This is a genomic window from Methylobacterium organophilum, from assembly GCF_022533465.1.
Taxonomy (GTDB): Bacteria; Pseudomonadota; Alphaproteobacteria; order Rhizobiales; family Beijerinckiaceae; genus Methylobacterium; species Methylobacterium organophilum.
Map to the genome: position 1 here is coordinate 2,913,141 of NZ_CP092848.1, position 23,514 is coordinate 2,936,654.

Below are 23,514 nucleotides of genomic sequence, written 5' to 3' on the forward strand. Positions count from 1 at the left end.
TCTTTAGAAGCGTCCATTGAATAATTTTACCAATTTCAGTTGGGGCTTCGTTCGAATTTGAGTGCAATGTTTCCCTATTGCCTGGGAGAAATACGAAATCCCGCATTCGAAATCACACGTCGAGGCTGTTCTTGGCCGAAGGCGCAACTCATCGAGGATTGCGAGCCGGCAATCCGATGCAAGCAAGGCGGGATACGGCGCCGGGCCTGCCTCAAAAGGCGTCCGCCGCCGCGGTATGGCGGAGGGTTCGGCGCGCGTCGGTGGGCTCTTCGTGCGGCCGCGGGACGCGGCCCGGTCACCGCCCCATCAGGGCATCCACATGGGCCGCCACCGAGCGGCTCAGGCCTTCGAGGTCGTAGCCGCCCTCCAGCACGGAGACGATGCGGCCGCCGGCATGGCGGTCGGCGAGTTCCATCAGCTTCCGGGTCGCCCAGCCGAAATCGGATTCGTCGAGCTGGAGATTGGCCAGCGGATCCCGGTGGTGGGCGTCGAACCCCGCCGAGATCACGATCAGGTCGGGGGCGAAGGTTTCGAGGCGCGACACGATCCCCGCCTCGAAGGCCTCGCGGAACACCGCGCCGTCGTCGAAGGCCTTGAGGGGCACGTTGACGATGGTGTCGTGGTTGCCCCGCTCGCTGCGGGATCCGGTGCCGGGATAGAGCGGCATCTGATGGGTCGAGGCGTAGAGGACGTTCGCATCGTCCCAGAAGATGTCCTGCGAGCCGTTGCCGTGATGCACGTCCCAATCGACCAGGGCGACGCGGGTGGCGCCGTGGGCCTTGCGGGCGTGGCGCACCGCCACCGCCGCGTGGTTGAACAGGCAGAAGCCCATCGCCCGGTCCTTCTCGGCATGGTGGCCCGGCGGCCGCATGGCGACGAAGGCGTTCGGGTTCTCGCCCCTCATCACGGCGTCGACCGCGTAGGTCGCGCCGCCCAGCGCCCGCAGCGTCGCCTCCAGCGACCCGGGCGACATCAGCGTGTCGGAATCGATCTGGACCAGCCCCTCCTGCGGGACGGCGGCGGCGATGGCCTCGACATAGGAGGCCGGATGGGCGAGCTCCGCCACGCTCAGCTCGGCCCTCGGGGCGAGATGGCGCAGCAGCGTCGAGAAGCGTTCCGCCTCCAGGGCCTGCTCGACCGCCTTGATCCGGGCCGGCCGCTCCGGATGGCCGACGGGCACGGCGTGGTCCAGGGCCGCGGGGTGGCTCACGTACAAAGTCGTCACCGATCGTCCCTCCCGGCACGGCCCGGTTCACCCGGGCTCAACTCCGTGTCGCAACTCTCTGTATCCTCACGGCAACAAGGGCGGCAATTGCGCGACGGTTCCGGTCCACGGCCTACGTCCTGAAACGCACAAGGGTTAAGCTCGGCAATAATCCGTTCATCACGCTCGAAATGTGCTGGACGGGTCTCGAAATCGGACTGCCCCGCACCTTTCCGCCATGCGCCACATCCTTTCCCTGGTCGTTCTCGCGGCCGCTCTGCCGCTCGCAGGCTGCAACACCCAGACCGCCCAAGGCACGCCCCCCGTGAAGGTGGCCGCGGTGGAGCCGCAGAAGCTCGAAGGCGCGACCCGCGACAAGGAATGGATGAAGCTCGCCCCGAGCGCCGTCGTCGACCCCAAGATCGCCCGCGCGACCATCGACTACGCCACCCCGGAGGCGCCCGGCACCGTGATCGTCGCCACCAAGGAGCGGCGGCTCTACTACGTGCTGCCCGGCGGCAAGGCCGTGCGCTATCCGGTGGCGGTCGGCAAGGCGGGCATGTCCTGGTCGGGCACGGCGGAGGTCGACCGCAAGCTCGAATGGCCGGACTGGAACCCGCCCGCCGAGATGCTCGCCCGCCGGCCGGACCTGCCCTCCCGCACCCAGGGCGGCCCCTACAACCCCATCGGCGCCCGGGCCCTCTATCTCGCCCAGAACCGCAAGGACACGCTGTTCCGCATCCACGGCACCAACGAGCCGGAGAAGATCGGGCAGGCCGTGTCCTCAGGCTGCATCCGCATGCTCAACGAGGACGTGATGGACCTCTACGACCGCGTGCCGATCGGCTCCAAGGTCATCGTCCGCTGAGGGCGTTCCATCGCGGCGTGCCCGGTGCATCCGTACGATGCCGTCGACTATCGAAAGATTCCCGAAAGGCCAATTCGTGAGCAGGCTTTAACCTGAACGCGGGTTCAGATTTGGCCGTTAACTTCTGAAGATGATGCCGTCCCGCATAGTGGAGACACACAGGGACAAAGACCGGCACAAACAAACGCCGGGGAGGCATCAGCAAATGTTCAACGCTTCTCTGCAACTTTTCTGTAACCGTATCGTCGAGGCCGGCCGCCTCACCGAGGAGGACCTCGCGCTGCTGCGCCGGGACGTGATGCCCTACGGCCTCGCCTCCCGCGACGAAGCCGACCTGCTGATCGCCCTCGACCGCGCCGTCTCCGAGACGGCGCCCGCCTTCGCCGACTTCCTGGTGGCCGAGATGATCGATTTCGCCGTGTGGGGCGAGCGCCCGACCGGCTACATCGACGAGGGCACCGCCGCCTGGCTCGCCGGCTCGATCGGCGGCGGCTCCGGCCCGACCCGCACCGGCGCCCGAATCGCCATGGAGGTGGTGCGCGAGGCGCAGGCCAGCGACGAGACGCTGATCGCCTTCGCCCTCGAGGCCAATCGCTGGACCCGCGACCCCAAACGGGCGGAGCGTCCGCGCCTTCTGCTGGCGGCCTGACCAGCGAGGATTGTATTCATTTTCCGGAAGCAAGCGGCGCAGCTTCCGTCCGCGTTGCAAGTGCTTTATCGGGAACCGGTCCGGCGCCCTGGGGAGGGGCGCTACCCAAGACCGTTTCCTCACGAGTGCGGCGCGCGATGTTCGAAAAGATCCTGATTGCCAACCGGGGCGAGATCGCCTGCCGCATCATCAAGACGGCGCGGAAGATGGGCATCAAGACGGTGGCGGTCTATTCCGATGCCGATCGCGATGCCGTCCACGTCGCCATGGCCGACGAGGCCGTGCATATCGGCCCGGCCGCCGCGGCGCAGTCCTATCTGGTGATCGACAAGATCATCGAGGCCTGCAAGCAGACCGGCGCCCAGGCCGTGCATCCGGGCTACGGCTTCCTCTCCGAGCGCGAGGCCTTCCCGAAGGCGCTGGCCGAGCACGGCATCGTCTTCATCGGCCCGAACCCGGGCGCCATCGCCGCGATGGGCGACAAGATCGAGTCGAAGAAGGCGGCGGCCGCGGCCAAGGTCTCGACGGTGCCGGGCTTCCTCGGCGTGATCGAGGATGCCGACCACGCCGTGCGGATCGCCGACGAGATCGGCTACCCGGTGATGATCAAGGCCTCCGCCGGCGGCGGCGGCAAGGGCATGCGCATCGCCGAATCGGCCGGCGAGGTGAAGGAAGGCTTCGAGCGCGCCAAGTCCGAGGCCTCGTCCTCCTTCGGCGACGACCGCGTCTTCATCGAGAAGTTCATCACCGATCCGCGCCACATCGAGATCCAGGTGATCGGCGACAAGCACGGCAACGTGATCTATCTCGGCGAGCGCGAGTGCTCGATCCAGCGCCGGAACCAGAAGGTGATCGAGGAGGCCCCGTCGCCGCTCCTCGACGCGGAGACCCGCCGCAAGATGGGCGAGCAGGCGGTCGCCCTGGCCAAGGCCGTGAACTACGATTCCGCCGGCACGGTCGAGTTCGTCGCCGGCCAGGACAAGTCCTTCTACTTCCTGGAGATGAACACCCGCCTCCAGGTCGAGCATCCCGTCACCGAGATGATCACCGGCCTCGACCTCGTCGAGCTGATGATCCGCGTCGCCGCCGGCGAGACGCTGCCGCTGGCGCAGGCGGACGTGACGCTCAACGGCTGGGCGGTGGAGAGCCGCGTCTATGCCGAGGACCCGACCCGCAACTTCCTGCCCTCCATCGGCCGGCTGACCACCTACCAGCCCCCGGCCGAGGGCCCCTCCGGCGACGCGATCGTGCGCAACGACACGGGCGTGGAGGAGGGCGGCGAGATCGCGATCCACTACGATCCGATGATCGCCAAGCTCGTCACCTGGGCGCCGACGCGCCTCGCGGCGATCGAGGCCCAGGCCGAGGCCCTCGACGCCTTCGCCATCGACGGCATCCGCCACAACATCCCCTTCCTCGCCACTCTGATGTCCCACGAGCGCTGGCGCGAGGGCCGGCTCTCCACGGGCTTCATAAAGGAGGAGTTCCCGGAGGGCTTCGTGCCGCCGGAACCCACGGGCGAGGTCGCCCGGCGGCTCGCCGCGGTCGCGGCGGCCATCGACCACAAGCTCAACATCCGCAAGCGCGGCATCTCGGGCCAGATGCGCGATCCCGGCCTGCTCCGCTTCGAGCGCGAGCGCGTGGTGGTGCTGGCCGGCCAGTCGAGCGACGTGACCGTCGACACGATCGGCACCGACCTCGTCGTCACCGCCGAGGACGGCACCGTGACCACCGTGCGCAGCGACTGGCGCCCCGGCGAGCCGGTCTGGTCCGGCCATGTCGGCGACAAGCATGTCGCGATCCAGGTGCGCCCGCTCCTCAACGGCGTCTTCCTGCAGCATGCGGGCGCCGCCGCCGAGGCCCGGGTCTTCACCCGGCGCGAGGCCCAGCTCGCCGCCCTCATGCCGGTCAAGGAGAATGCCGGCTCCGGCAAGCACCTCCTCTGCCCGATGCCCGGCCTCGTGAAGCAGATCATGGTCAGCGAGGGCCAGGAGGTGAAGAACGGCGAGCCCCTGGCCATCGTCGAGGCGATGAAGATGGAGAACGTGCTGCGCGCCGAGCGCGACGGCACGGTCGCCAAGATCGCCGCGAAGGAGGGCGACAGCCTCGCCGTGGACGAGGTGATCCTCGAATTCGCCTGATCGGACGGCCCGCGGCTTTCGGCGCGCGACGGGGATGAACGCCATCGCCGTCGCGCCCATCGTGATCCCGGCCGTGCGCCCTTTCAGGATGCCCGGAGAACAGGCGACAGACCGCCCTCCATGCCCCTCTACTTCGCCTACGGCGCCAACATGGATGCCGCCGCGATGGCCCTGCGCTGCCCGGCCTCGCGGCTGATCGGGCGCGGCCGCCTCAACCGCCATCGCTTCATCGTGATGAAGGAGGGCTACGCCTCGGTGGTGCGGGCGCCGACTTCCACCGTCTGGGGCGTGCTCTGGGATCTGGCGCTGGCCGACGTGCCGGCGCTCGACCGTTACGAGGGCGTGGCGAGCGGGCTCTACCTCAAGGCTTCGCAGCCCGTCGTCACCGAGACGGGGATCAAGCGCGCGCTAATCTATCTCGGCCGCAGCACCGCCGCCGGCATTCCGCGGCCCGGCTATCTCGACGCGGTGCTCGCCGCGGCCCGGGCGGCGCAGCTCCCCGGGCCCTACATTCAGGAATTGCAGAGCTGGATGCGGCGCGCGCAAGGATAAGATTCGCTCGCGCACAATCCATGGCACCGATCGTGCCTCTCCTCCGGTCACGAACCAACCGGAAGGACGCCTCCATGGATTTCGTCAAACCCGCCGAGATGGCCAAGGCCATGAGCGATTCGGGCGTCGTGCGCGCCGATCTCCCCATCCGCGACATGCTGGTGCGCGGCATGATGGCCGGGGCCCTGCTCGGCATCGCCACCAGCCTCGCCGTCACCGGCGCCGTGCAGACCGGCGTGCCCTTCGCCGGGGCCATCATCTTCCCCGTCGGCTTCGTGATGATCGTCTGCCTCGGGCTCGAGCTCTGCACCGGCAATTTCGGCATCCTGATGCTCTCCTACATGGAGGGCCGAATCGCCGTCGCGCCGATGATGCGCAACTTCGCCTGGGGCTTCCTCGGCAACCTGATCGGCAGCCTGCTCTATGCCCTGCTGCTCGTGATCGCGCTGACGAATTTCTGGCACACCGGCATCGACGCGAACCCGGTCGCCAAGAAGATCGTCGAGATCAGCCAGGCCAAGACGCTCGTCTACCAGAACCTCGGCACGGCCGGGATGATCACCTGCTTCGTCAAGGCGATGCTGTGCAACTGGATGGTCTGCCTCGGCGTGACCATGTCGATGATGTCGACCTCGACCTTCGGCAAGATCTTCGGCGCCTGGCTGCCGATCTTCCTGTTCTTTGCCCAGGGCTTCGAGCACGCCGTGGTCAACATGTTCATGATCCCGGCCGGGATGATGCTCGGCGCGCCGATCTCCTTCGAGCAATGGTGGGTCTGGAACCAGATCCCGGTCACGCTGGGCAACTTCGCCGGCGGCGTGCTGTTCATCTCGCTGGCCTGGTACCTGACCTACCGCCCGAAGGCCGCCGCCCCCAGCCGCGGCGAGGCGAGCCCCGCCTCCGCGGCGATGGCGGTGCGTTGACGAACCCCACGCTCCGCATCGACCATGCGCCCGGACCGATCCCCGGTCCGGGAGCACGGCCGCTTGAGCAAGACAGCCGTCCACGTCGTCGTCAGCGGGAAGGTCCAGGGGCTGTTCTACCGGGCCTGGACCCGGGAACGGGCGCTCGCCCACGGCCTCGACGGCTGGGTGCGCAACCAGGCGGACGGGACGGTGGAGGCCGTGTTCTCCGGCCCCGAGGAGGCCGTGCAGGCGATGCTGGCCGAATGCCGGGAGGGCCCGCCCGCCGCGCGCGTCGCCGACGTGGCGACGGAGCCGGCCGAGCCCGTCCTCACCCAGGGCTTCGCGGTGACGGATTAGCGTGACACGGGGCGCGCGGCCTGTGCTAGGCGCTGGCCCATTGTTTTTCGTCGCCATCGGCCATGTGGGATCTGCACGCCTTCTCGCTCCTCGACCTCGCGGGGCTCCTGTTCTTCATCGCGTCGTGGTTCGGCTACGCCGTCGCCGTGCAGCGGCGCAGGGGCGGGCGCCTGAGCCTGACGCAGCTCATGAACCGGCAGCGGCGCCTCTGGGCCGAGCAGATCGTCAGCCGCGACAACCGGGTGGTCGACACCACCATCAACGCCTCGCTGCAGAACGGCACCGCCTTCTTCGCCTCGACCTCGCTGATCGCACTGGGCTCGGTGCTCACCCTGTCGCGCTCGGGCGACGACGTGCTGACCCTGTTCGGGGCGCTCCCCTTCGGCACCGTCGCCTCGCGGGCGACCTGGGAGATCAAGGTCGCCGGCCTCGCGGTGGTGTTCGTCTACGCCTTCTTCAAATTCGCCTGGGCCTATCGCCTGTTCAATTACGGCGCGATCCTGATCGGCACGATCCCGCCCAAGGGCTCGGGCGCCTCGCTGGACGCGATGCACCGGGCGGCGCGGCGAGCGGCGGCGATGAACGTCGCCGCCGGCAGCCATTTCGCCAAGGGACAGCGTGCGTTCTTCTTCGCGCTCGCCTATCTCGGCTGGTTCGTGAGCGCGCCCGTGCTGATGGTCGCCACCGCCTGCGTGGTGCTGGTGATGTGGCGCCGCCAGTTCGCCTCGCGCATCCGGCGGGAACTGCTCGCCGAGGAGGAGCCCCATGAAGCCCGCTGACAGCGCGATCGAGGAGACGCTGCTCCACCTCGTCACCGAACGGGGGGCGGACAAGACGGTCTGTCCCTCCGAGGTCGCCCGCGCCCTCGGCGGCCCGCATCCGGACGGCTGGGGACCGCTGATGCAGCCGGTGCGCCGGGTCGCCGTGCGGCTGACCAAGGAGGGCCGCATCGCGATCCTGCGCAAGGGCAAGCCGGTGCCGGACCCCGACGACTTCCGCGGGATCTATCGGCTTGGCCTGCCGCGGGACGCGTGATCAGGGCTTCGGCATCCAGTCGTCGATATAGCCGGCGAGCTTGTAGGCGATCAGGCCGACCCATTCCTTCACGCTGATGTCGAACTGGTAGAGCCCGTCCGAGGCGAAGGTCTGGAAGCGGAAGGCCGCCTGCGGGCCGCCGGTGCGGTAATCGACGGGATAGGCGGTCACGTCGAAGCCGGCCTTGCGGAAGCAGCCCACCGCCCGCGGCATGTGCCAGGCGGAGGTGACGAGCAGCCAGCGCTCCCCCGGCTTCGGCTGGAGGATCTGGGCCGAGTAGATCGCGTTCTCGCGGGTGTTGCGGGAGCGCTGCTCCAGGATCAGGCGGTCGCGGGGCAGGCCCAGCGTGTCGGCGTGACGGCTCACCGTCTCGGCCTCGGTGACCGTGCCCGGATGCAGGCTGCCGCTGCCGCCGGAAAAGAGCAGCCGCGCCTTGGGATAGCGCCGGGCGAGGTCGGCGAAGGCGATCTCCCGCTCGCCCGCATCGTTCTGGCTGAGCTGGCCGCGCTCGGCCGAGGTGGTGGTCTCGATGCTCCCGCCGAGGGCGATGATGCCGGTCACCGGCCTCCCGTCATCCGTGAAGGCCGGGAAGCGCTGTTCCAGAAGCAGCATCGACCAGTTGGGGAGCGGCGCCAGCCCCGCGAAGAGCAGGGCGAGGGGGCTCGCCAGGCAGAGCACGCGGCCGAGCCCGCGCCCGATCTCGGTGAAGAGCAGCAACGCGCCGACGAGCCCGAGGAGAATCAGGAAGTTCGACGGGGTGAAGGCGAAGAAGGCGAGCTTCGAGAGAGGGAAGAACATCGGTTTTCCGGATCGCGGGGAGCGCCCGTGCGACGGGCCTGTCTCATCAGCCATGGAAAGCCTCGCGGCGCATCCGTCTCGGGGCACGGATCCGGGATGCGCCGTCAGAACGGCCGAGGTGGACCGATTGTTGCGCCTACCCGGTCTCGGCGACCGGCGGCGGATACGGATGCTCCCGGCCGGACGGGTCGGTGACGTGGAGGGCGCCCCCCTCGCGGCGCAGGTAATCCGGGCCGACCGGCACCTTGCCGTGGCCGCCGGGGATGTCGAGCACGTAGGTCGGCTGGGCGAGGCCGGAGAGCCGGCCGCGCAGGGCCCGCATCAGCGCCTGCCCCTCCGCGATCTCGGTGCGCAGATGCCCGGTGCCAGGGGCGAGGTCGCCATGATGCAGGTAGTAGGGCTTGATCCGGTTCTCGACGAAGGCGCGCATCAGCGCCTCCAGCGTCGCCGGGTCGTCGTTGACGCCGCGCAGCAGCACGCTCTGGCTCACCATCGGCACGCCGGCATCGACGAGCCGGGCGCAGGCGGCCCGGGCGTCCTCCGTGAATTCCCGCGGATGGTTGGCGTGCAGGGCCACGAAGACGGCGCCCCGGAAGCGCCGGAGCGCGGCCACCAGCGCCGCCGTGACCAGGGCCGGATCGACCACCGGCACCCGGGTGTGGAAGCGCAGCACCTTCACATGCGGGATCGCGTCGAGGGCCTCCGCGATCTGGCCGAGGCGGCGGGGCGACAGGGCGAAGGGATCGCCCCCCGTCACCACCACCTCCCAGATCTCGGGATGGTCCGCGACGTAGCGGAAGCAGGCGGCGAGCTCCGCCTCGCTCAGGGTGCCGAGCCCGGCGGGGCCGACGCGCTCCCGGCGGAAGCAGAACCGGCAATAGACCGGGCAGACATGCAGCGGCTTCAGGAGCACGCGGTCGGGATAGCGGTGCACGATGCCGGGCAGCGGCGCATGCGCGTCGTCGCCGATCGGGTCGGCGCGCTCCTGCGCCAGCGTCTCCATCTCCTCCGCCCGCGGGAGGAACTGGCGGGCGATCGGATCGGCGGGGTCGTCCCGCTCGATCAGCGCGGCCATGTCGGCGGTGACCGAGACGGCGTAGCGGGCGGCGACCGCCTCGAGGCCGGGCAGGTCCTCCGCCCGCACGAGGCCGGCCCGGGCGAGATCGGCCGGGCTGCGCAGGGGCTTGGTCATGCCGGCACGCCCCGGGCGACGGGGGTCCAGATCACGTCGTCGATGCGCGGGGCGCCGGTGGCGAGCATGACGAGCCGGTCGAAGCCGAGCGCGATGCCGGAGGCCTCGGGCATCGCGGCGAGCGCATTCAGGAAATCCTCGTCGATCGGGTAGCGCTCGCCGTAGACCCGCGCCTTCTCCGCCATCTCCGCCTCGAAGCGGCGGCGCTGCTCGGCCGCGTCGGTCAACTCGCCGAAGGCGTTGGCGAGCTCGACGCCGCAGGCATAGAGCTCGAAGCGCTCGGCCACCCGCGGATCGGCCGGGCTCGGCCGGGCCAGCGCCGCCTCGCTCACCGGATACTCGCACAGGATGGTCGGGCGCCCGAGGCCGAGATGCGGCTCGACCAGCCCGACGAGGACGCGGGAGAACAGGTCGGCCCAGGTGTCGTCCTGCGCCACCCGCAGGCCGCTCGCCGCGACCGCCGCGGCGAGGGCGTCCCGATCGGTCGCCCCGCTCGCATCGATCGTCGCCAGGAGGTCGATGCCGGCATGGCGCGCGAAGGCCTCCGCCAGGGTCAGGCGCTCGAAGGGCGCGAAGGGGTCCGCCTCGCGCCCGCGCCAGCTCAGCTTGCCGGCCTGGGCGGCCTCCGCGGCGAGGGCGAGGAGGCCGGCGCAATCCGCCATCAGGGCGTCGTAGCTCTCCCCCGCCCGGTACCATTCGAGCATCGTGAATTCGGGATGGTGCAGGGCGCCGCGCTCGCGGTTGCGGAAGACGTGGGACAGGTTGAACAGGCGCGGCTCGCCGGCCGCGAGCAGCTTCTTGCAGGCGAATTCCGGGGAGGTGTGCAGGTAGAGCGCGTCGCTGCTGCCGTCCGGCAGGAGCGCCTGCGTGGCGAAGGCCGAGAGATGCGCCTCGTTGCCCGGCGAGACCTGCAGGGCCGCGGCCTCGACCTCGACGAAATCGCGCGCGGCGAACCAGGCGCGGATCTGCGCCGCGATGCGGCTGCGCGCCATCAGGAGCGGGCGGCGGTCGGCATGCACGGCCGGCGACCACCAGGGGGAGGGGGCGCTGCTCAAGAGCGGACGGTCTCCGTCTGGCCTCGAGGCCGCGGATAGGTTAGGGGCTGCGCAGGAATTTCGCTTCCGCGGTTCTCAGAACCCTCGGGAGCCGTCGTCGTTTTCGTCAAAGCAAGGTCCAAACCCGTGAAGGTGATCGCCTCAACGCTCCGCAAGGGGAACGTCGTCGAGAAGGACGGCAAGCTCTACGTCATCCTGACCGCCGAGAACATCCACCCCGGCAAGGGCACGCCCGTCACCCAGCTCGACATGCGCCGCATCACCGACGGCGTGAAGGTCTCCGAGCGTTACCGCACCACCGAGCAGGTCGAGCGCGCCTTCGTCGAGGACCGGGAGCACACCTTCCTCTACCAGGACGGCGAGGGGTATCACTTCATGAACCCCGAGAACTACGAGCAGATCGCGGTGCCCGAGGACGTGATCGGCGATTCCGCCCCCTACCTGCAGGAGGGCATGGCGGTGATGCTCTCGATCCACAACGCCACCCCCCTCGCCATCGAGCTGCCCCAGCGCGTCACCCTCGAGATCGTCGAGACCGAGCCGGTGACCAAGGGCCAGACGGCCTCCTCCTCCTACAAGCCGGCGATCCTCTCGAACGGCGTGAAGACGAGCGTCCCGCCCCACATCACCACCGGCACCCGCGTCGTCATCATGACCGCCGACGGCTCCTACGTGGAGCGCGCCAAGGACTGAGGTCCGGGGCCTCGCCGGCAGGCCCTCCCGTCGCGATCCGAAGCGGCGCCCGATCCCAGCGGATCGGGCGCCGTTTTCGTTTCCGCCATTCAGGGCGCCGTGCCGTTCCCGGTGGCGGCCTCGTAGCAGTCCTGCGACAGGGCCTGCGCCCTCTGGCGTTCGAGGGGCGTGAAGCCGCCGAGGCCCCACAGGCCCTCCCGGCGCAGGGCCGCGCCGGTGCAGCGGGCGGCGATCCGGCAGGATTCCGGGCTGCCGCCGGTGCGCTCGCATTGGGCGGCGTAGTCCCGCTGGAACTGGGGCAGCCCCGCCCGCGGATGCGGCCCGGTCAGGAAGGCGATGCCGGACAGGATCGCCAGCAGCAGCGGCTGGTGGACGAGATAGATCGCGAGGCTGTGGCGCCCGGCGAAGGATGCCGCGCGCGCAAGCCCGCTCCGGGCCTGCCAGCGCCCGAGCGGCCCGCGCAGCAGGCGCGGCGCCCCCGCCTTCGCCGCGGCGAGACCGAGGAGGACGAGGCCGAACCAGGGGAAGAGCGGCACGTAGTCGTTGGTGCGCGGCGGGATCGTCCGCAGCCCCAGGAAGGACAGGACCGGCTCCTCCAGCAGCGCGTGCCGGCCCCAGAACGGCGCCGCGACGACGGCCGCGGCCACGAGCGCCGTGACCAGGGCCGGCAGGCGCAGGAAGGGCAGCGCCAGCAGGCTGGCCACGGCGATGCAGTGCAGGACGCCGAAGAAGATGTAGGCGTCGGGAAACCACCACCAGGTCGCCGCCGTGATCGCCAGGGCCGCCCCGCCGATGCGCGCGAGCCGGGCAAGGAAGGGGCGCCAGCGCAGGCCGCGCCCGTTGGCGAGCCAGAGCCCGATCCCGACGATGGTCAGGAAGCTGCCGGCGATCAGATGCGCCGCGACGTGGCCCGGGCCGGTCAGCGCGTAATTCTCGGGCGTCAGCTGCAGGAAGCCGAGATCCCAGGTGGCGTGGTAGAGCGCCATGGCGGCGAGCGCCGCGCCGCGGGCGGCGTCGAGGGCGTCGATGCGGGGGCGGGGAGGGGAGGCGAGGGCCGGCTCGGTCATCGCCCGGGCAGTAGCATCTCGCCCGCACGGTTGCGACGGACCCGCGGGGCGACCTCCGATCTCTCGCGAACGTGTGTCGTGGAGAGCCGGCAACTCGGGAAAAGCAACATCGGCAGGCAAGGCTGCCGGCCAAACGGGCTTCCGCAGAGTCTGGACTTTGTTAATCTGTCTTCCGAAGTGCGTGTAGCGATTCGATACGGGTAGAGTCGATGTCGAACGATCCAGGTTCCGAGCCGGCCGGCTCCCGCTCGTCCGCGGACCTGGACGCGCGCCGCGCCGAGACGGAGGGCGAGGCCGAGCGTCCCCTCGACCTCATCGAGGTGGCCGGGCGCATCAAGTGGTTCGACGTCTCGAAGGGCTTCGGCTTCATCGTGCCGGATGACGGCTCGCCGGACGTGCTGCTCCACGTCACCTGCCTGCGGCGGGACGGGCACCAGGGCGTGAGCGAGGGCGCGCGCATCGTGGTGGAGGCGGCACGGCGCGCGCGCGGCTGGCAGGCCTTCCGGGTCCTCTCTCTCGACCAGTCGACGGCGATCCATCCCTCCGAGCTGCCGATGGCGCGCACCCATGTGAGCGTCACGCCGACGAGCGGCCTGGAGACGGCGGTGGTGAAGTGGTTCAACCGCCTGCGCGGCTTCGGCTTCCTCAGTCGCGGCGAGGGCACGCCGGACATCTTCGTGCATATGGAGACCTTGCGCCGCTTCGGCATCGCCGAACTGAAGCCCGGCGAGCAGGTGCTCGTGCGCTACGGCGACGGCTCGAAGGGTGCTATGGCGGCGGAAGTCCGCCTCGTCGAAGGGGCGCTTCCGGCTTCCCACTGACGCTTCAAGGCACCCATGAGACGCTTCGCCCGGACGGCCTGCCTCGCCCTTCTCGCCGGACTCGCGGCCGCGCCCCTGCTGCACGGGCCCGCTGCCGTGGCCCAGGAGGCCGGGCAGGCCGCGACGGAGCCGCTCACCATCGTCTCCAAGAACGGCCCGCACCGCTTCGCCGTCGAGGTGATGCGCAACGATGCCGACCGCTCCCGCGGCCTGATGTTCCGCCGTTCGATGGCGGCCGATCACGGCATGCTGTTCGACTTCGAGCGGCCGCAGCCCGTGACCATGTGGATGAAGAACACCTATCTGCCCCTCGACATGGTGTTCATCCGCGCGGACGGGACGGTGGCGCGGGTCGCCGCGGACACCGAGCCGCTGTCGACCAGGATCATCCCCTCGGGCGAGCCGGTGCTCGGCGTGCTGGAGCTGAATGCCGGGGTCGCCGCCAAGCTCGGGATCCGCGCGGGCGACCGGGTGCAGCACGGGATGTTCGGCGCCCGATAGGCGCCAACCCGCGACATTATCGAACGCATCGTGAACAAACGCTTGACCCCGCAAGCGATGCGTTCCTATGTTCCATGAATGTTCCCATCTGCTTCGGTCGAGGCCGCGGCAATCACGGAGGGGCGCTCATGGACGAGACGGAGCTTCTGGACGACGTCGCCGGCGAGGCCGTGCTGTTCGAGAACGCGGAATGGCGCGTGACCGAGGACGGGATGGAGCATCGCCGCACGCTCTACTTCATCGCCCGTGACGTTCTGGGCGCCCGGCGGGAGAACGGCCTCTGGAACTGGCCGCTTCATCTCGCCGAGAAGGGCTGGTGCACGCCGCGCTTCTTCCGCGAGGCCTTCGTGCAGGCGCTTCAGCATTTCGGCATCGCCCGCGACGCGCATCTCGCCCCCTCCTTCGCCATCGGCTTCGGCCTGAGGCCGAACCTGCGCGGCGGTGTGCCGGAAGGCTTCGTCGCCCTCGGCGACGTGCTCGTGCAGGATTCCGAAGAGACGAAGCGCCTCGCCGTCGCCGCCTGACGGGCTCGCGCTACATCCCCCGCAACGGGAGGTGTGGCGATGCAGCAGGACAGCGTGCGGCGCGAGGACGAGGCGCCGAACCTCGGCGGATTGGACGGCCTGGTGCCGCAACCCTTCTCCCGGCGGGGCTTCGTGATGACGAGCCTGATCACCGGCCTGACGCTGGCCACGCCCCGCGTCGAGGCGCAGGTGATCCGGACCGATGCCGAGGGGATCGAGGCCGGCGAGGTGAAAATCCCGGCCGCCGACGGCCCGATGCCGGGTTACCGCGCCGTGCCGAAGGGGGAGGGGCCCTTCCCGGTAATCCTCGTGATCGAGGAGATCTTCGGCGTCCACGACTACATCAAGGACATCTGCCGGCGCCTCGCCAAGGCCGGCTACTGCGCCGTCGCGCCGGAGCTCTATGCCCGCCAGGGCGACCTCTCGACCATGACCGACGTGAAGCAGATCGTGGCCGAGGTGATCGCGAAGACGCCGGACGCCCAGTGGATCGGCGATCTCGACGCGGCCGCGGCCTGGGCCGCCTCGGCCTCCCGTGGCGACCTGTCGCGGCTCGGGGCGATGGGCTGGTGCCGGGGCGGGCGCGGCGCCTGGCTCTATGCCGCGCACCGGGCCGACCTGAAGGCGGCGGTGGCCTGGTACGGCCCCCTCGGCGGAGAGCGCACGCCGATCCAGCCCCGCACGGCGGGGGACGTCGCCGCCGAGATCCAGGCCCCGCTGCTCGCCCTCTATGGCGGGGCCGATAGCGGCATTCCCGTGGCCTCCGTCGAGGAGGCCCGCGACAAGGCCAGGGCGGCGGGCCGGAGCGTGGAGCTCGTGGTCTATCCCGAGGCGCCGCACGGCTTCCACGCCGATTACCGCCCGAGCTACCGCAAGGCCGCGGCCGAGGATGGCTGGGCGAAGGCGCTCGCTTTCCTGAAGGCCCACGGCGTCGCCTGAACGGCGGCTGAAATGCCCGGCGCCATAGCGCTTGCCGCGCGTAGGCTCCGCGATAATTCCACGCGTAGTTGCCCCTTCAACACAGACGCGGCGGCGCAAGAGCCTATCGTTGCACTGCGTCGGAGAGCGGCTTCGGCGAGCGGCGCGATTCCGCCGGACGTCGGAGAGTGAAGCAGGGCCATGGGTGACGGGCGCCATGACTGACCTTCCGCACGCGGAAAGGAAGCCGGTGATCCTCGTCGTCGAGGATCAGCCCGACGAACGATTCCTCGCGGCCGAGATGCTGGAGGAGACGGGCTTCGCCGTGATCGAGGCCGAGACCGCCGAGCGGGCGCTCGCCATCCTCAACGACCGCGGCGAGGAGGTCGACGTGGTCTTCTCGGACGTGCGTACGCCGGGCTCCATCGGCGGCTTCGAGCTCGCCCGCATCATCGGCGTCACCTGGCCGAGGGTCCGCGTGCTGCTGACCTCCGGCGAGGCCGGCGACCAGCCGAGCGACCTGCGCGTCTCGGCGACCTTCATCCCGAAACCCTGGCGCGCGCCCGAGATCCTGGCCTGGCTCGAGGAGGCGGCGCGCCATCAGCGCCCCCTGGACGACGAGGGGTGAGCGGGGACAACGGTGACAGCGGTCGGGGCGCCGTCGTCAGCGGTATTGAATCTGTTATGAAGGCCCCCTTCCGTGAGTGCCCGCCCCAGATCGAGCCGAGGATGCGCCTGACCACTCCTTTCATCCGTGCGGCCAGCCTGCTGGTCGCGGCGCTCCTGCTCACCGGAACGGCCGAGGCGGCGACCCCGCCCGGCCAGCCGGCCGAAGGCCCGGGCGGGATCGGCGACAAGGCGGCGAGCATCGTCAAGCGCGGAGTGGGGATCGGGCGCGCCGGGGCGGGGAGCTTCGTCTTCTACAAGGCGGGCGCGGCGCCGGAGGGCGGCCGCCCCGTCGCGGTGTTCCTGCATGCCTGGGGCGCGCCGAATCCGCAGGCCTACGGCGCCTGGATCGACCACCTCGCCCGCAACGGCTGGCTCGTGGTGTTTCCCCGCTTCCAGGAGGTCAACCGCACCCGGCCGGCCGACGCCACCGCCAACGCGCTGCGGGCGCTGAAATCGGCCTTCGACGATCTCGCGGCCGACGCGGAGGCCAAGCCCGATCCGAAGCGCCTCGCCGTGATCGGCCATCTCGCCGGGGTGCCGCTCGCCGCCAACATCGCCGCCGAGGCCGCCGCGACGGGGCTGCCGGCGCCGGCCCTCGTCTACGGCACGATGCCCGGCGGCATCGCCAGCAACCCGAAATCCCGGGGCATCCCGCTCTCGGAGCTCGCCCATATCCCGGCGGGCACGCTCCTCGTCACGGTGATCGGCGACAAGGACGCCCGCGCCGCCGACGCCGCCGGCCGCCGCATCCTGCGCGGCGCGACCACGGTGCCGCATGACCGCAAGCTGTTCGTGCGCGCGCTCTCCGACGATCACGGCTTCCCCGCGCTCACCGCCACCCTGGCCGCGCCCGCGGGCGTCGATGCCGCCTATGACGGCGGCGCGATCAAGATGCCGCCGGAGCCGAAGGACGCCAAGGCGCCCCCCTTCAAGTGGTCGCCGGACATGGCCCTGACCGGCGAGCAGACCACCCTCGTCGCGCAGATCAACAATGCCCGGGTCGACACGCTCGACTATCTCGCCTTCTGGCGGACCTTCGACATGGCCGCCGCGGCGGCCTTCGCCGGCAAGGACGCCACGAGCCTGAAGGCGGATCCCGCCTTCGGCGACATGCAGCGCTGGAGCGACGGCTGGCCGGTCAAGCGGCTCGCCGTCGAGGTGCCCCGCGCCGCCCCCGCGACCCAGGCCGGCCCGCGCTGAGCCCGCGCCCGGCCCCGTCTTCCCGTCCCAAGGCCCGTCTCGATGAAGCTGTTCCACTCCCACAGTTCGCCCTTCGTGCGGAAGGTCATGGTCTGCGCGCACGAGCTCGGGCTCGCCGACCGCCTCGACTTGCTGTCCGCCGCCGTGCATCCGCTCAACCGCGACCGCAACGTCCTGGCGGCGCATCCCCTGGCGCAGGCGCCGACCCTGATCGACGAATCCGGCGAGGGCATCGCCGACAGCCGGGTCATCTGCGAGATGCTCGACGCGCAAGCGGGACACCGCCTGTTCCCGATGGAGGGCCCGGCCCGCTGGCGCGCCCTCAACGAGCAATCCGCCGCCGACGGCGTGCTCGATGCGGCGCTGCTCATCCGCTACGAGCTGACCGCGCGCCCCGAGAACGAGCGCTCGCAGGCCTGGATCGACGGGCAGCAGGCCAAGATCACGAGCACCCTCGACTGGTTCGAGCCGCGCATCCCCCTGCTCGCCGACCGGCTCGACATCGGCACGATCGCGCTCGCCTGCGCCCTCGGCTATCTCGACCTGCGATTCTCCGATCTCGGCTGGCGCGCGGGGCGCCCGCAGCTCGCCGCCTGGTACGACGCCTTCGCGCAGCGTCCCTCGATGCAGGCGACGCGCCCGCCGGCGGCCTGAACGCGGAGATCCGGTGTCGCAGGCGCAACAGGCTGCCCGCGATCACACTTCGTCCCAGGGAAAGAGGCGCGGGCGGCCCGCGGAGATGGCTCGGCGATTGCTAAGATTTAGCCGGCTCCACGGGAACGCTCGCCCATGCCGGATTTCGTCGCCAGCCTCGCCGCCGCCGCGGTCTTCTGCCTCGCCCTGATCGCCCTCGACGCGCTGACCCGCTTCGCCCTGCAGTGGCACATCGCCCCCGAGGGTCTCGGGGAGCGCGGCTTCCTGCAAATCGGCGGCGCCTTGGCCCTGGCCCACGTCACCTATCGGCGCGCGGTTCAGAACCAGGCGGGCGTCGCGAAGGAATAATCGACCTTCAGGCCGAGGCTGAACTGGTTCGGGTTGCCGAAGGGGCGGCGCACCAGCGGGCTGTCGGCGGCGTCGCCGAGGATGCGGCTGTAGCCGCCATAGACCGTGTAGGCCCAGGTCTCGTTCGGCGTGTAGGTCAGCGCGGCCAGGCCGCCCGCCGCGTAGAAGCTGTTCGGGCGATAGGGCGTCACGCGGCCGTTGATGGCGGCCTCGAACGGCTCGACCCCGAAATACTTCCGGGCATAGGTCGCGTCGCCGAAGTTGAAGCGCGGGCCGATCGAGAACTGGAAGCGGTCGAACGGCAGGATGTAATCCGCGCCGAGCGAGCCGACGAAGCCGTGATGGCCGTAGACGCCGTGGCGCAGTTCCAGCCGCGCGCGGATGTTCGACACGGGATAGACCTCGGCGAACACGCCGGGCTCGATCGCGAAGCGCGCGTCGCGGAAGCCGAGCAGATGGCGCTGGTCGTCGCCGAAATAGCGCCCCGGCACGTAGCGGGCGGTCGGGCCGAGCCGCAGCAGGTCGGTGTCGTAGAGCGCGAAGCTGAAGCCGTCGTCGGGCGACGAGAAGCGGCGCGGCTCGCCCGCATGGCGGATGTCGAGGGACGGATATCCGATGGCGGTGTAGCGCGAGGCGCCGGGATAGCGCGGGCTCGCGGCCACGTTGCCCGTCACGGTGACGATCCAGGTGTTGGGATCGACCTGGGTGAAGACCGGCTGCGTCGGGGCGATGCGGTCGGAGAGGTCGGCGGCGGCGGCGCTGCCGCCCGCAAGCAGGACGGCGCAGAGGGCAGCGCAGGGAAGGGCGAGGGGACGCTTTGTTTCCATGCCTCCGGTTATGGACATATTGGGCCGCCGCCGCACGGGGAGCTTGGCCGTTTAATCCCGATTGAGTCGCGCTGTGTCGAAGGCGCAACGAACCGGACATGCCAAGGACGGCCGCCCCGACGGGGGCGACCGTCCTTGGCGATGGCGTGTCGAACGTCTCAGAAGTAGGACTTCAAGGTTCCGCGGCGGCGCACGTCGAGGGTGGCGCAGTGGAACGAGCCGCCGAACGGGCCGTAGGACAGGAACGGCGCCGGGATCGGATCGAAGCCCCAGTCCTTGAGCGCCTTGATCAGCGTCGGCTGGCTCTGGTCGACGACGATCTTCTTCTCGTCGATGGCGAGCACGTTGATCGAGGTCCAGGGCGAGCACATCGAGATCTTGCTCATGAAGCCCGAGACCGGGTCGGGGCGCGGGGCGATCAGCACGTCCCACTTCTTGAGCACGGCCGGCAGCTTCTCGACGTCGATGTAGTCGGGATTGACCAGGACCTTGCCCGGCGCGAGCGGCATGAAGGACGAGTCGATGTGCATCGGCTGCGGGCAGCGGCTCTCGATCTCGTGGATGCGGAAGCCCGGGCCGAGGTGGCGGCGCAGCCACTCGATGCCCATCAGGTTGGTCACGTTGGAGCGGGTCACGAACAGGTCGCGGCCGCAGCGCACGAAGTCGGCCGCGTCGAAGACCGGCTCGAACTCGTTGACCGTGAACTGCATGGGCTCGCCGGCCTTCAGGTTCGGCACCCGGTAGTCGTAGTTGTACAGATCATCGGTCAGCTGAGGACGCGGCGCCGAGGTCCAGCGGGCGCCGGCCCGGAAATACTCCTTGAAGAGCGAGCGGTAGGCATCGCCCTCGAAGTAGCGCGAGCGCCAGCACATCGGGCTCTCGATGATCTCGTCGCCGATCACGAGATAGGGATCGCGCGGGCAGGCGACGCAGAAGCCGCGGGAGGTCCAGCGCGGCGCCTTGAACTTCTTCGAGAAGTCGACCGGATCGGGACGGCGGACCTTTACGCCCTCGCCGGCGAGGATCTTGATGAAGTTGTCGAGCTCGGCCTGAGCAAGCTTCTTCATGAACTTCGGATATTTCCAGCCGGAGGCGAAGCGGTAGAACGGCTGGGCCGCCCGCGGCAGGTTGAAGATCACCGTGAGGTGGTGGGTCGGGATGGTCGCTCCGTCGAGGGAGCCGACGATCACTTCCTCCAGCGGGTCCCACTCGTTCCAGGCCATCACCGGGCTGCGGGGAGCGGGATCGCGCCGAGCGTCGGTGAAGGCTCCGGACGAGTCCGTCGTGCCGGCATCGAGCAGGGCGCTCTCCGCAGGGAAAGGCATCTCGCGGTCCATGATTCCCTCTGAGATTGTTCCTTGAAGGCGCTGCGCAATGATGCAGGAAAGCCGGCCGAAGCGCCTGTTTGCCTAACGGTGTGTCTATCGGGTGATAGACACCACCTTTCAAAGCTGCAACTTCGGAAGACGCTCCGCGCCTTGTCCGAGAGTGAACGCTCGAAGCTGCGGCGCAAATCCAACACCCCGAACGCCTCGTGCGATGAAAGAGGGTTATGAAGCGCCTCACCACACTGGCCCTGATCGCGGGACTGTGCACGGCGGTCGGGCTGTTCCTCTCCTCAGGGCTGCAGGACGTGTCGGCTGCGGTCGTCAGCGCCGGCTGGGGCGCGCTCGCGGTCGTCGCCATTCGCGGCCTCGCCGTGGCCTGGGCGGGCCTCGGCTGGTTCGTCGTGTTCCCGTCCCGTGAACGGCCGGCCCTGAAGGATTGCGTGTCGCTGCGCTTCGTGCGCGAGGGCATCAACACCCTGCTGCCCGTCGCCCAGGTCGGCGGCGACCTGATCGGCGCGCGCCTCCTCACCAAGCGGGGCACGCCCGGCGGCATGGCCGGCGCCAGCATGTTCGTCGACCTGATGACCCAGGCCGTGACGCAGCTCCTGTTCACGGTGCTCGGCCTCGCCCTGCTGATCCGGCTCACCGGCGACGGTCCGATCGCGCATGTGGTCGAGGGCGGCCTCGTCGTGGCGGTGCCGGCCCTGATCGCCTTCTACGTGATCCAGCGGCGCAGCGGGCATCGCCTGATCCAGGCGGCGCTCTCCCGCTTCGCCGCCGCCCGCGAATGGCGGGCGCTCGGCGCGGTCGACGTGCTCTACGACAGCCTGCGCCGGATGTACGGCAACGGCCCCCGCGTCCTTCTCGCCATCCTTCTCCATTTCGTCGGCTGGATCATCGGCACCTTCGAGGTCTGGGTCTGCCTGAACGCCATGGGCTTCTCGGTGGGCTTCACCGAGGCCCTGGTGATCGAGAGCCTCGCCCAGGCCGTGCGCGGCGCCGCCTTCGCCATTCCCGGGGCCCTCGGCGCCCAGGAGGGGGGCCTGATCGCCCTCTGCGCCCTGTTCGGCATCCCCGCGGAGGCGGCCCTCGCCCTGTCCCTCGTCAAGCGCGTCGCCGATCTCTCCATCGGCATTCCCGGCCTGATCGCCTGGCACGCCATGGAGGGCAAGGCCGCCGCCGAGAAGCCGGAAACCTTCGATGCGATCCGGGCACGCTTCGGCCGCATTTTCGAACCGGGCCGCAGCTACGGGATCGCCGCCAATGTCGTGAGTGCGCCGGCCAGGACGCCCGACATCGAGCGCCCGGAGTTCAAGAAATGCGCCTGACTCGCCGCGTCCTCTCGGTCGCCGCAGCTCTCTTCCTCTTCGGGACGGCCCCGGTCCTCGCCGCGGACGACCCGGCCATCGCCACGGTCGCCAAGCTCTACGGCACAGTCGAATCGGCGCTGAAGAGCGGGGCCAGCGACGTGAAGAGCCGCGTCGACGCCGTCGGGCCGACCTTCGCCGAGGTGTTCGACACCGCGACCATGGCGCGCATCGCCGTCGGGCCGAAATGGAAGAGCTTCACGCCCGAGCAGCAGGGCGCCGTGGCCGAGGCGTTCCGCAGCTACTTCGTCGCCCTCTATGCCCGGCGCCTCTCGCAGGCGGCCGGCGGCAAGTTCGACATCAAGCCGCAGAGCGAGGAGCAGGGCCCGAACCGGATCGTGCGCAGCCGCGTGACCAGCAAGGACGGCGACGAGACCGACGTCGACTACGTGGTCAGCCCGGAGGGCCGAATCCAGGACGTTCTGCTCAACGGCAATGTCAGCGAGGTCGCCTCCATGCGGGCCGGCTTCTCCGAGCCGTTGAAGACCGGTGGGGCCGAGACGCTGGTGGCGTATCTGCGCGAGCGTACCGCGGGCATGCTGGCTCCCAAGCCCGCGCCCTAGACCACGCCTCCCCGACCTTTCGCGCCGCTCGCGCAGCGGCTTCCGCCCTCGACGAAAGACCCAAGCGACGCCTCCCATGGATCTGACCGCGTTGTCGTCCTGGATCTCTCCGCTGCTGCTGGCGCTGGCGCTGGCGGGCTGCGTCTACGTGCTGCTCGCGGCCTTCCTCGCCGGCCGCTTCGCCCGTCGCCCGTCGCCGCGCCTGCCCGCGGAGGCGCCGCGCCCCTCCGTGACGATCCTGAAACCCCTCTGCGGCGACGAGCCGGATCTCGAAAAGAATCTCGCGAGCTTCTGCGCCCAGGACTATGCCGGCCCGGTCCAGGTGGTCTTCGGCGTGCAGACGGCGACCGATCCGGCGATCGGCGTGGTACGGCGGCTGCAGGAGCGCTTTCCCCGCCTGCGCATCGACCTCGTGCTCGATGCGAGCCAGCACGGCTCGAACCGCAAGGTCTCCAACCTGATCAACATGTCGAAGGCGATCGCGAACGACGTGATCGTGCTCGCCGACAGCGACATGAGCGTGCGCCCCGATTATCTCGAGCGCATCGTCGCCGAGCTGTCGCAGCCGGGGGTGAGCGGCGTCACCTGCCTCTACCATGGCGTGCCGGGCGAGCGCGGGCCCTTCGCCCAGCTCGCGGCCCTGGCCATCGACGTGCAGTTCGCCACCAACGTGATCGTGGGAACCTCCCTCGGCCTCGCGAAGCCGTGTTTCGGTTCCACGATCGCGCTCGAGCGCAAGTCCCTGGCCCGCATCGGCGGCTTCGAGGCGTTCCGCAACGACCTCGCCGACGACTACGCCATCGGCGAGGCCCTCCGCGCCGATGGGAGCCGGGTCGCGATCCCGAACTTCACCATCGGCCATGCCTGCGTGGATACGGCGCTCTCCGGGCTGTGGCGGCACGAGCTGCGCTGGAACCGCACGATTCGGAACGTCGATCCCGCGGGCTATGCCGGCTCCATCGTCACCCACGCCTTCCCGCTGGCGCTGATCGGGGCGCTGCTGCCGGGCGCCGGCACCGGCGCGCTCGCCGTCGCCGCGCTAGCGCTCGCCTGCCGGATCCTGCTCTGCCTGCGCGTCGAGCGCGCCTTCGGCCTGGCACCCCACGCCTACTGGCTGTTGCCGATCCGCGACATGCTCTCCTTTGCAAGCTTTACCTGGAGCTTCGTCTCCGGGGCCGTGACATGGAAAGGTCACGATTACCGTGTGGTTGCGGACGGTACGCTGATCCCGGAACACGGTCTGGCTCAGAAGACCGGCGCCACCTCGGTCTAAGTTTT

Annotated in this window: 27 protein-coding genes; 20 read left to right on the top strand and 7 right to left on the bottom strand. The window is 69.9% G+C overall.

Annotation, left to right across the window (positions count from 1 at the left end):
• Window positions 1-295 precede the first annotated feature (295 nt).
• Complete coding sequence (locus MMB17_RS13510) at window positions 296-1,225, bottom strand: histone deacetylase family protein (RefSeq protein WP_241099103.1); 930 nt, start codon at window positions 1,223-1,225, stop codon at window positions 296-298.
• 217 nt (window positions 1,226-1,442) lie between these two features.
• Here MMB17_RS13510 and MMB17_RS13515 point away from each other — a divergent pair, with 217 nt between their 5' ends.
• The 8 genes from MMB17_RS13515 (at window position 1,443) to MMB17_RS13550 (ending at window position 7,711) form a co-directional block, all read left to right on the top strand.
• Window positions 1,443-2,072, top strand: a complete 630-nt coding sequence (locus MMB17_RS13515; RefSeq protein ID WP_241099104.1) for a L,D-transpeptidase — start codon at window positions 1,443-1,445, stop codon at window positions 2,070-2,072.
• A 205-nt stretch (window positions 2,073-2,277) separates the two neighbouring features.
• Window positions 2,278-2,721, top strand: a complete 444-nt coding sequence (locus MMB17_RS13520; RefSeq protein ID WP_238312060.1) for a hypothetical protein — start codon at window positions 2,278-2,280, stop codon at window positions 2,719-2,721.
• Between the two features lie 137 nt (window positions 2,722-2,858).
• Window positions 2,859-4,862, top strand: a complete 2,004-nt coding sequence (locus tag MMB17_RS13525; protein WP_241099105.1) for an acetyl-CoA carboxylase biotin carboxylase subunit — start codon at window positions 2,859-2,861, stop codon at window positions 4,860-4,862.
• Between the two features lie 120 nt (window positions 4,863-4,982).
• On the top strand, window positions 4,983-5,414 hold the full coding sequence (locus MMB17_RS13530; protein WP_241099106.1) for a gamma-glutamylcyclotransferase family protein: 432 nt from the start codon (window positions 4,983-4,985) through the stop codon (window positions 5,412-5,414).
• 74 nt (window positions 5,415-5,488) lie between these two features.
• Window positions 5,489-6,337, top strand: coding sequence for a formate/nitrite transporter family protein (locus MMB17_RS13535; RefSeq protein ID WP_241099107.1), 849 nt, complete (start codon window positions 5,489-5,491; stop codon window positions 6,335-6,337).
• A 63-nt stretch (window positions 6,338-6,400) separates the two neighbouring features.
• Window positions 6,401-6,676, top strand: a complete 276-nt coding sequence (locus MMB17_RS13540) for an acylphosphatase (RefSeq protein ID WP_241099108.1) — start codon at window positions 6,401-6,403, stop codon at window positions 6,674-6,676.
• 62 nt (window positions 6,677-6,738) lie between these two features.
• The gene (locus MMB17_RS13545; protein ID WP_238312053.1) at window positions 6,739-7,455 is read left to right on the top strand and encodes a DUF599 domain-containing protein; all 717 of its coding nucleotides are present in this window, start codon (window positions 6,739-6,741) and stop codon (window positions 7,453-7,455) included.
• Window positions 7,442-7,711, top strand: coding sequence for a DUF3253 domain-containing protein (locus tag MMB17_RS13550; RefSeq protein ID WP_238312051.1), 270 nt, complete (start codon window positions 7,442-7,444; stop codon window positions 7,709-7,711). Before MMB17_RS13545 ends, MMB17_RS13550 begins: the two co-directional genes overlap by 14 nt.
• On the opposite strand, the gene MMB17_RS13555 is transcribed toward MMB17_RS13550, so the two are convergent.
• The 3 genes from MMB17_RS13555 to epmA all read right to left on the bottom strand — a co-directional run bounded on the left by MMB17_RS13555 (window position 7,712) and on the right by epmA (window position 10,756).
• Window positions 7,712-8,509 (bottom strand): YdcF family protein, encoded by a 798-nt coding sequence (locus tag MMB17_RS13555; protein ID WP_238312050.1) that lies wholly within the window; start codon window positions 8,507-8,509, stop codon window positions 7,712-7,714.
• Window positions 8,510-8,645: 136 nt separating this feature from the next.
• Window positions 8,646-9,701, bottom strand: coding sequence for a lysine-2,3-aminomutase-like protein (locus MMB17_RS13560; RefSeq protein ID WP_238312048.1), 1,056 nt, complete (start codon window positions 9,699-9,701; stop codon window positions 8,646-8,648).
• Window positions 9,698-10,756, bottom strand: a complete 1,059-nt coding sequence (gene epmA / locus MMB17_RS13565; RefSeq protein WP_241099109.1) for an EF-P lysine aminoacylase EpmA — start codon at window positions 10,754-10,756, stop codon at window positions 9,698-9,700. The genes MMB17_RS13560 and epmA overlap by 4 nt, the downstream gene beginning before the upstream one ends.
• Before the next feature lie 126 nt (window positions 10,757-10,882).
• On the opposite strand from epmA, the gene efp reads away from it, so the two are divergent.
• Window positions 10,883-11,449 (top strand): elongation factor P, encoded by a 567-nt coding sequence (gene efp, locus MMB17_RS13570; protein ID WP_241099110.1) that lies wholly within the window; start codon window positions 10,883-10,885, stop codon window positions 11,447-11,449.
• A gap of 89 nt (window positions 11,450-11,538) precedes the next feature.
• Here the strand turns inward: efp and MMB17_RS13575 are convergent, their stop codons facing one another.
• Window positions 11,539-12,516 (bottom strand): heparan-alpha-glucosaminide N-acetyltransferase, encoded by a 978-nt coding sequence (locus MMB17_RS13575; protein WP_241099111.1) that lies wholly within the window; start codon window positions 12,514-12,516, stop codon window positions 11,539-11,541.
• A gap of 209 nt (window positions 12,517-12,725) precedes the next feature.
• Between MMB17_RS13575 and MMB17_RS13580 the strand changes: the two genes are divergently transcribed.
• The 8 genes from MMB17_RS13580 (at window position 12,726) to MMB17_RS13615 (ending at window position 18,151) form a co-directional block, all read left to right on the top strand.
• Window positions 12,726-13,337 (top strand): cold-shock protein, encoded by a 612-nt coding sequence (locus MMB17_RS13580; protein ID WP_238312041.1) that lies wholly within the window; start codon window positions 12,726-12,728, stop codon window positions 13,335-13,337.
• Window positions 13,338-13,352: 15 nt separating this feature from the next.
• Window positions 13,353-13,838 (top strand): DUF192 domain-containing protein, encoded by a 486-nt coding sequence (locus tag MMB17_RS13585; protein WP_241099112.1) that lies wholly within the window; start codon window positions 13,353-13,355, stop codon window positions 13,836-13,838.
• Window positions 13,839-13,966: 128 nt separating this feature from the next.
• Window positions 13,967-14,362 (top strand): hypothetical protein, encoded by a 396-nt coding sequence (locus MMB17_RS13590; protein WP_238312038.1) that lies wholly within the window; start codon window positions 13,967-13,969, stop codon window positions 14,360-14,362.
• A 39-nt stretch (window positions 14,363-14,401) separates the two neighbouring features.
• A complete protein-coding gene (locus tag MMB17_RS13595) occupies window positions 14,402-15,301 on the top strand; it encodes a dienelactone hydrolase family protein (RefSeq protein WP_241099113.1) in 900 nt (299 codons plus the stop codon).
• A gap of 196 nt (window positions 15,302-15,497) precedes the next feature.
• Window positions 15,498-15,908, top strand: coding sequence for a response regulator (locus MMB17_RS13600; RefSeq protein ID WP_238312034.1), 411 nt, complete (start codon window positions 15,498-15,500; stop codon window positions 15,906-15,908).
• 101 nt (window positions 15,909-16,009) lie between these two features.
• Window positions 16,010-17,149, top strand: coding sequence for an alpha/beta hydrolase family protein (locus MMB17_RS13605; RefSeq protein WP_241099114.1), 1,140 nt, complete (start codon window positions 16,010-16,012; stop codon window positions 17,147-17,149).
• Between the two features lie 42 nt (window positions 17,150-17,191).
• Window positions 17,192-17,803 carry a glutathione S-transferase family protein gene (locus tag MMB17_RS13610; RefSeq protein ID WP_241099115.1) on the top strand — a complete coding sequence of 204 codons (612 nt, stop codon included), beginning with the start codon at window positions 17,192-17,194 and terminating at the stop codon, window positions 17,801-17,803.
• A 135-nt stretch (window positions 17,804-17,938) separates the two neighbouring features.
• Complete coding sequence (locus MMB17_RS13615; RefSeq protein ID WP_238312028.1) at window positions 17,939-18,151, top strand: hypothetical protein; 213 nt, start codon at window positions 17,939-17,941, stop codon at window positions 18,149-18,151.
• Here the strand turns inward: MMB17_RS13615 and MMB17_RS13620 are convergent.
• The gene (locus MMB17_RS13620) at window positions 18,121-18,978 is read right to left on the bottom strand and encodes a MipA/OmpV family protein (RefSeq protein WP_238312027.1); all 858 of its coding nucleotides are present in this window, start codon (window positions 18,976-18,978) and stop codon (window positions 18,121-18,123) included. The genes MMB17_RS13615 and MMB17_RS13620 overlap by 31 nt on opposite strands.
• A 158-nt stretch (window positions 18,979-19,136) precedes the next feature.
• Window positions 19,137-20,315 carry an amidinotransferase gene (locus MMB17_RS13625; protein ID WP_241099116.1) on the bottom strand — a complete coding sequence of 393 codons (1,179 nt, stop codon included), beginning with the start codon at window positions 20,313-20,315 and terminating at the stop codon, window positions 19,137-19,139.
• 215 nt (window positions 20,316-20,530) lie between these two features.
• Here MMB17_RS13625 and MMB17_RS13630 point away from each other — a divergent pair, with 215 nt between their 5' ends.
• The 3 genes from MMB17_RS13630 to hpnI all read left to right on the top strand — a co-directional run bounded on the left by MMB17_RS13630 (window position 20,531) and on the right by hpnI (window position 23,509).
• Window positions 20,531-21,634: an HpnL family protein gene (locus MMB17_RS13630; protein WP_241099117.1), complete on the top strand. Its 1,104-nt coding sequence runs from the start codon at window positions 20,531-20,533 to the stop codon at window positions 21,632-21,634.
• Entirely contained in the window at window positions 21,625-22,236 is a 612-nt protein-coding gene (locus tag MMB17_RS13635; protein WP_241099118.1) for an MlaC/ttg2D family ABC transporter substrate-binding protein, read from the top strand. Before MMB17_RS13630 ends, MMB17_RS13635 begins: the two co-directional genes overlap by 10 nt.
• A gap of 76 nt (window positions 22,237-22,312) precedes the next feature.
• The gene (gene hpnI / locus MMB17_RS13640; RefSeq protein WP_241099119.1) at window positions 22,313-23,509 is read left to right on the top strand and encodes a bacteriohopanetetrol glucosamine biosynthesis glycosyltransferase HpnI; all 1,197 of its coding nucleotides are present in this window, start codon (window positions 22,313-22,315) and stop codon (window positions 23,507-23,509) included.
• The last annotated feature ends 5 nt before the right edge of the window (window positions 23,510-23,514 follow it).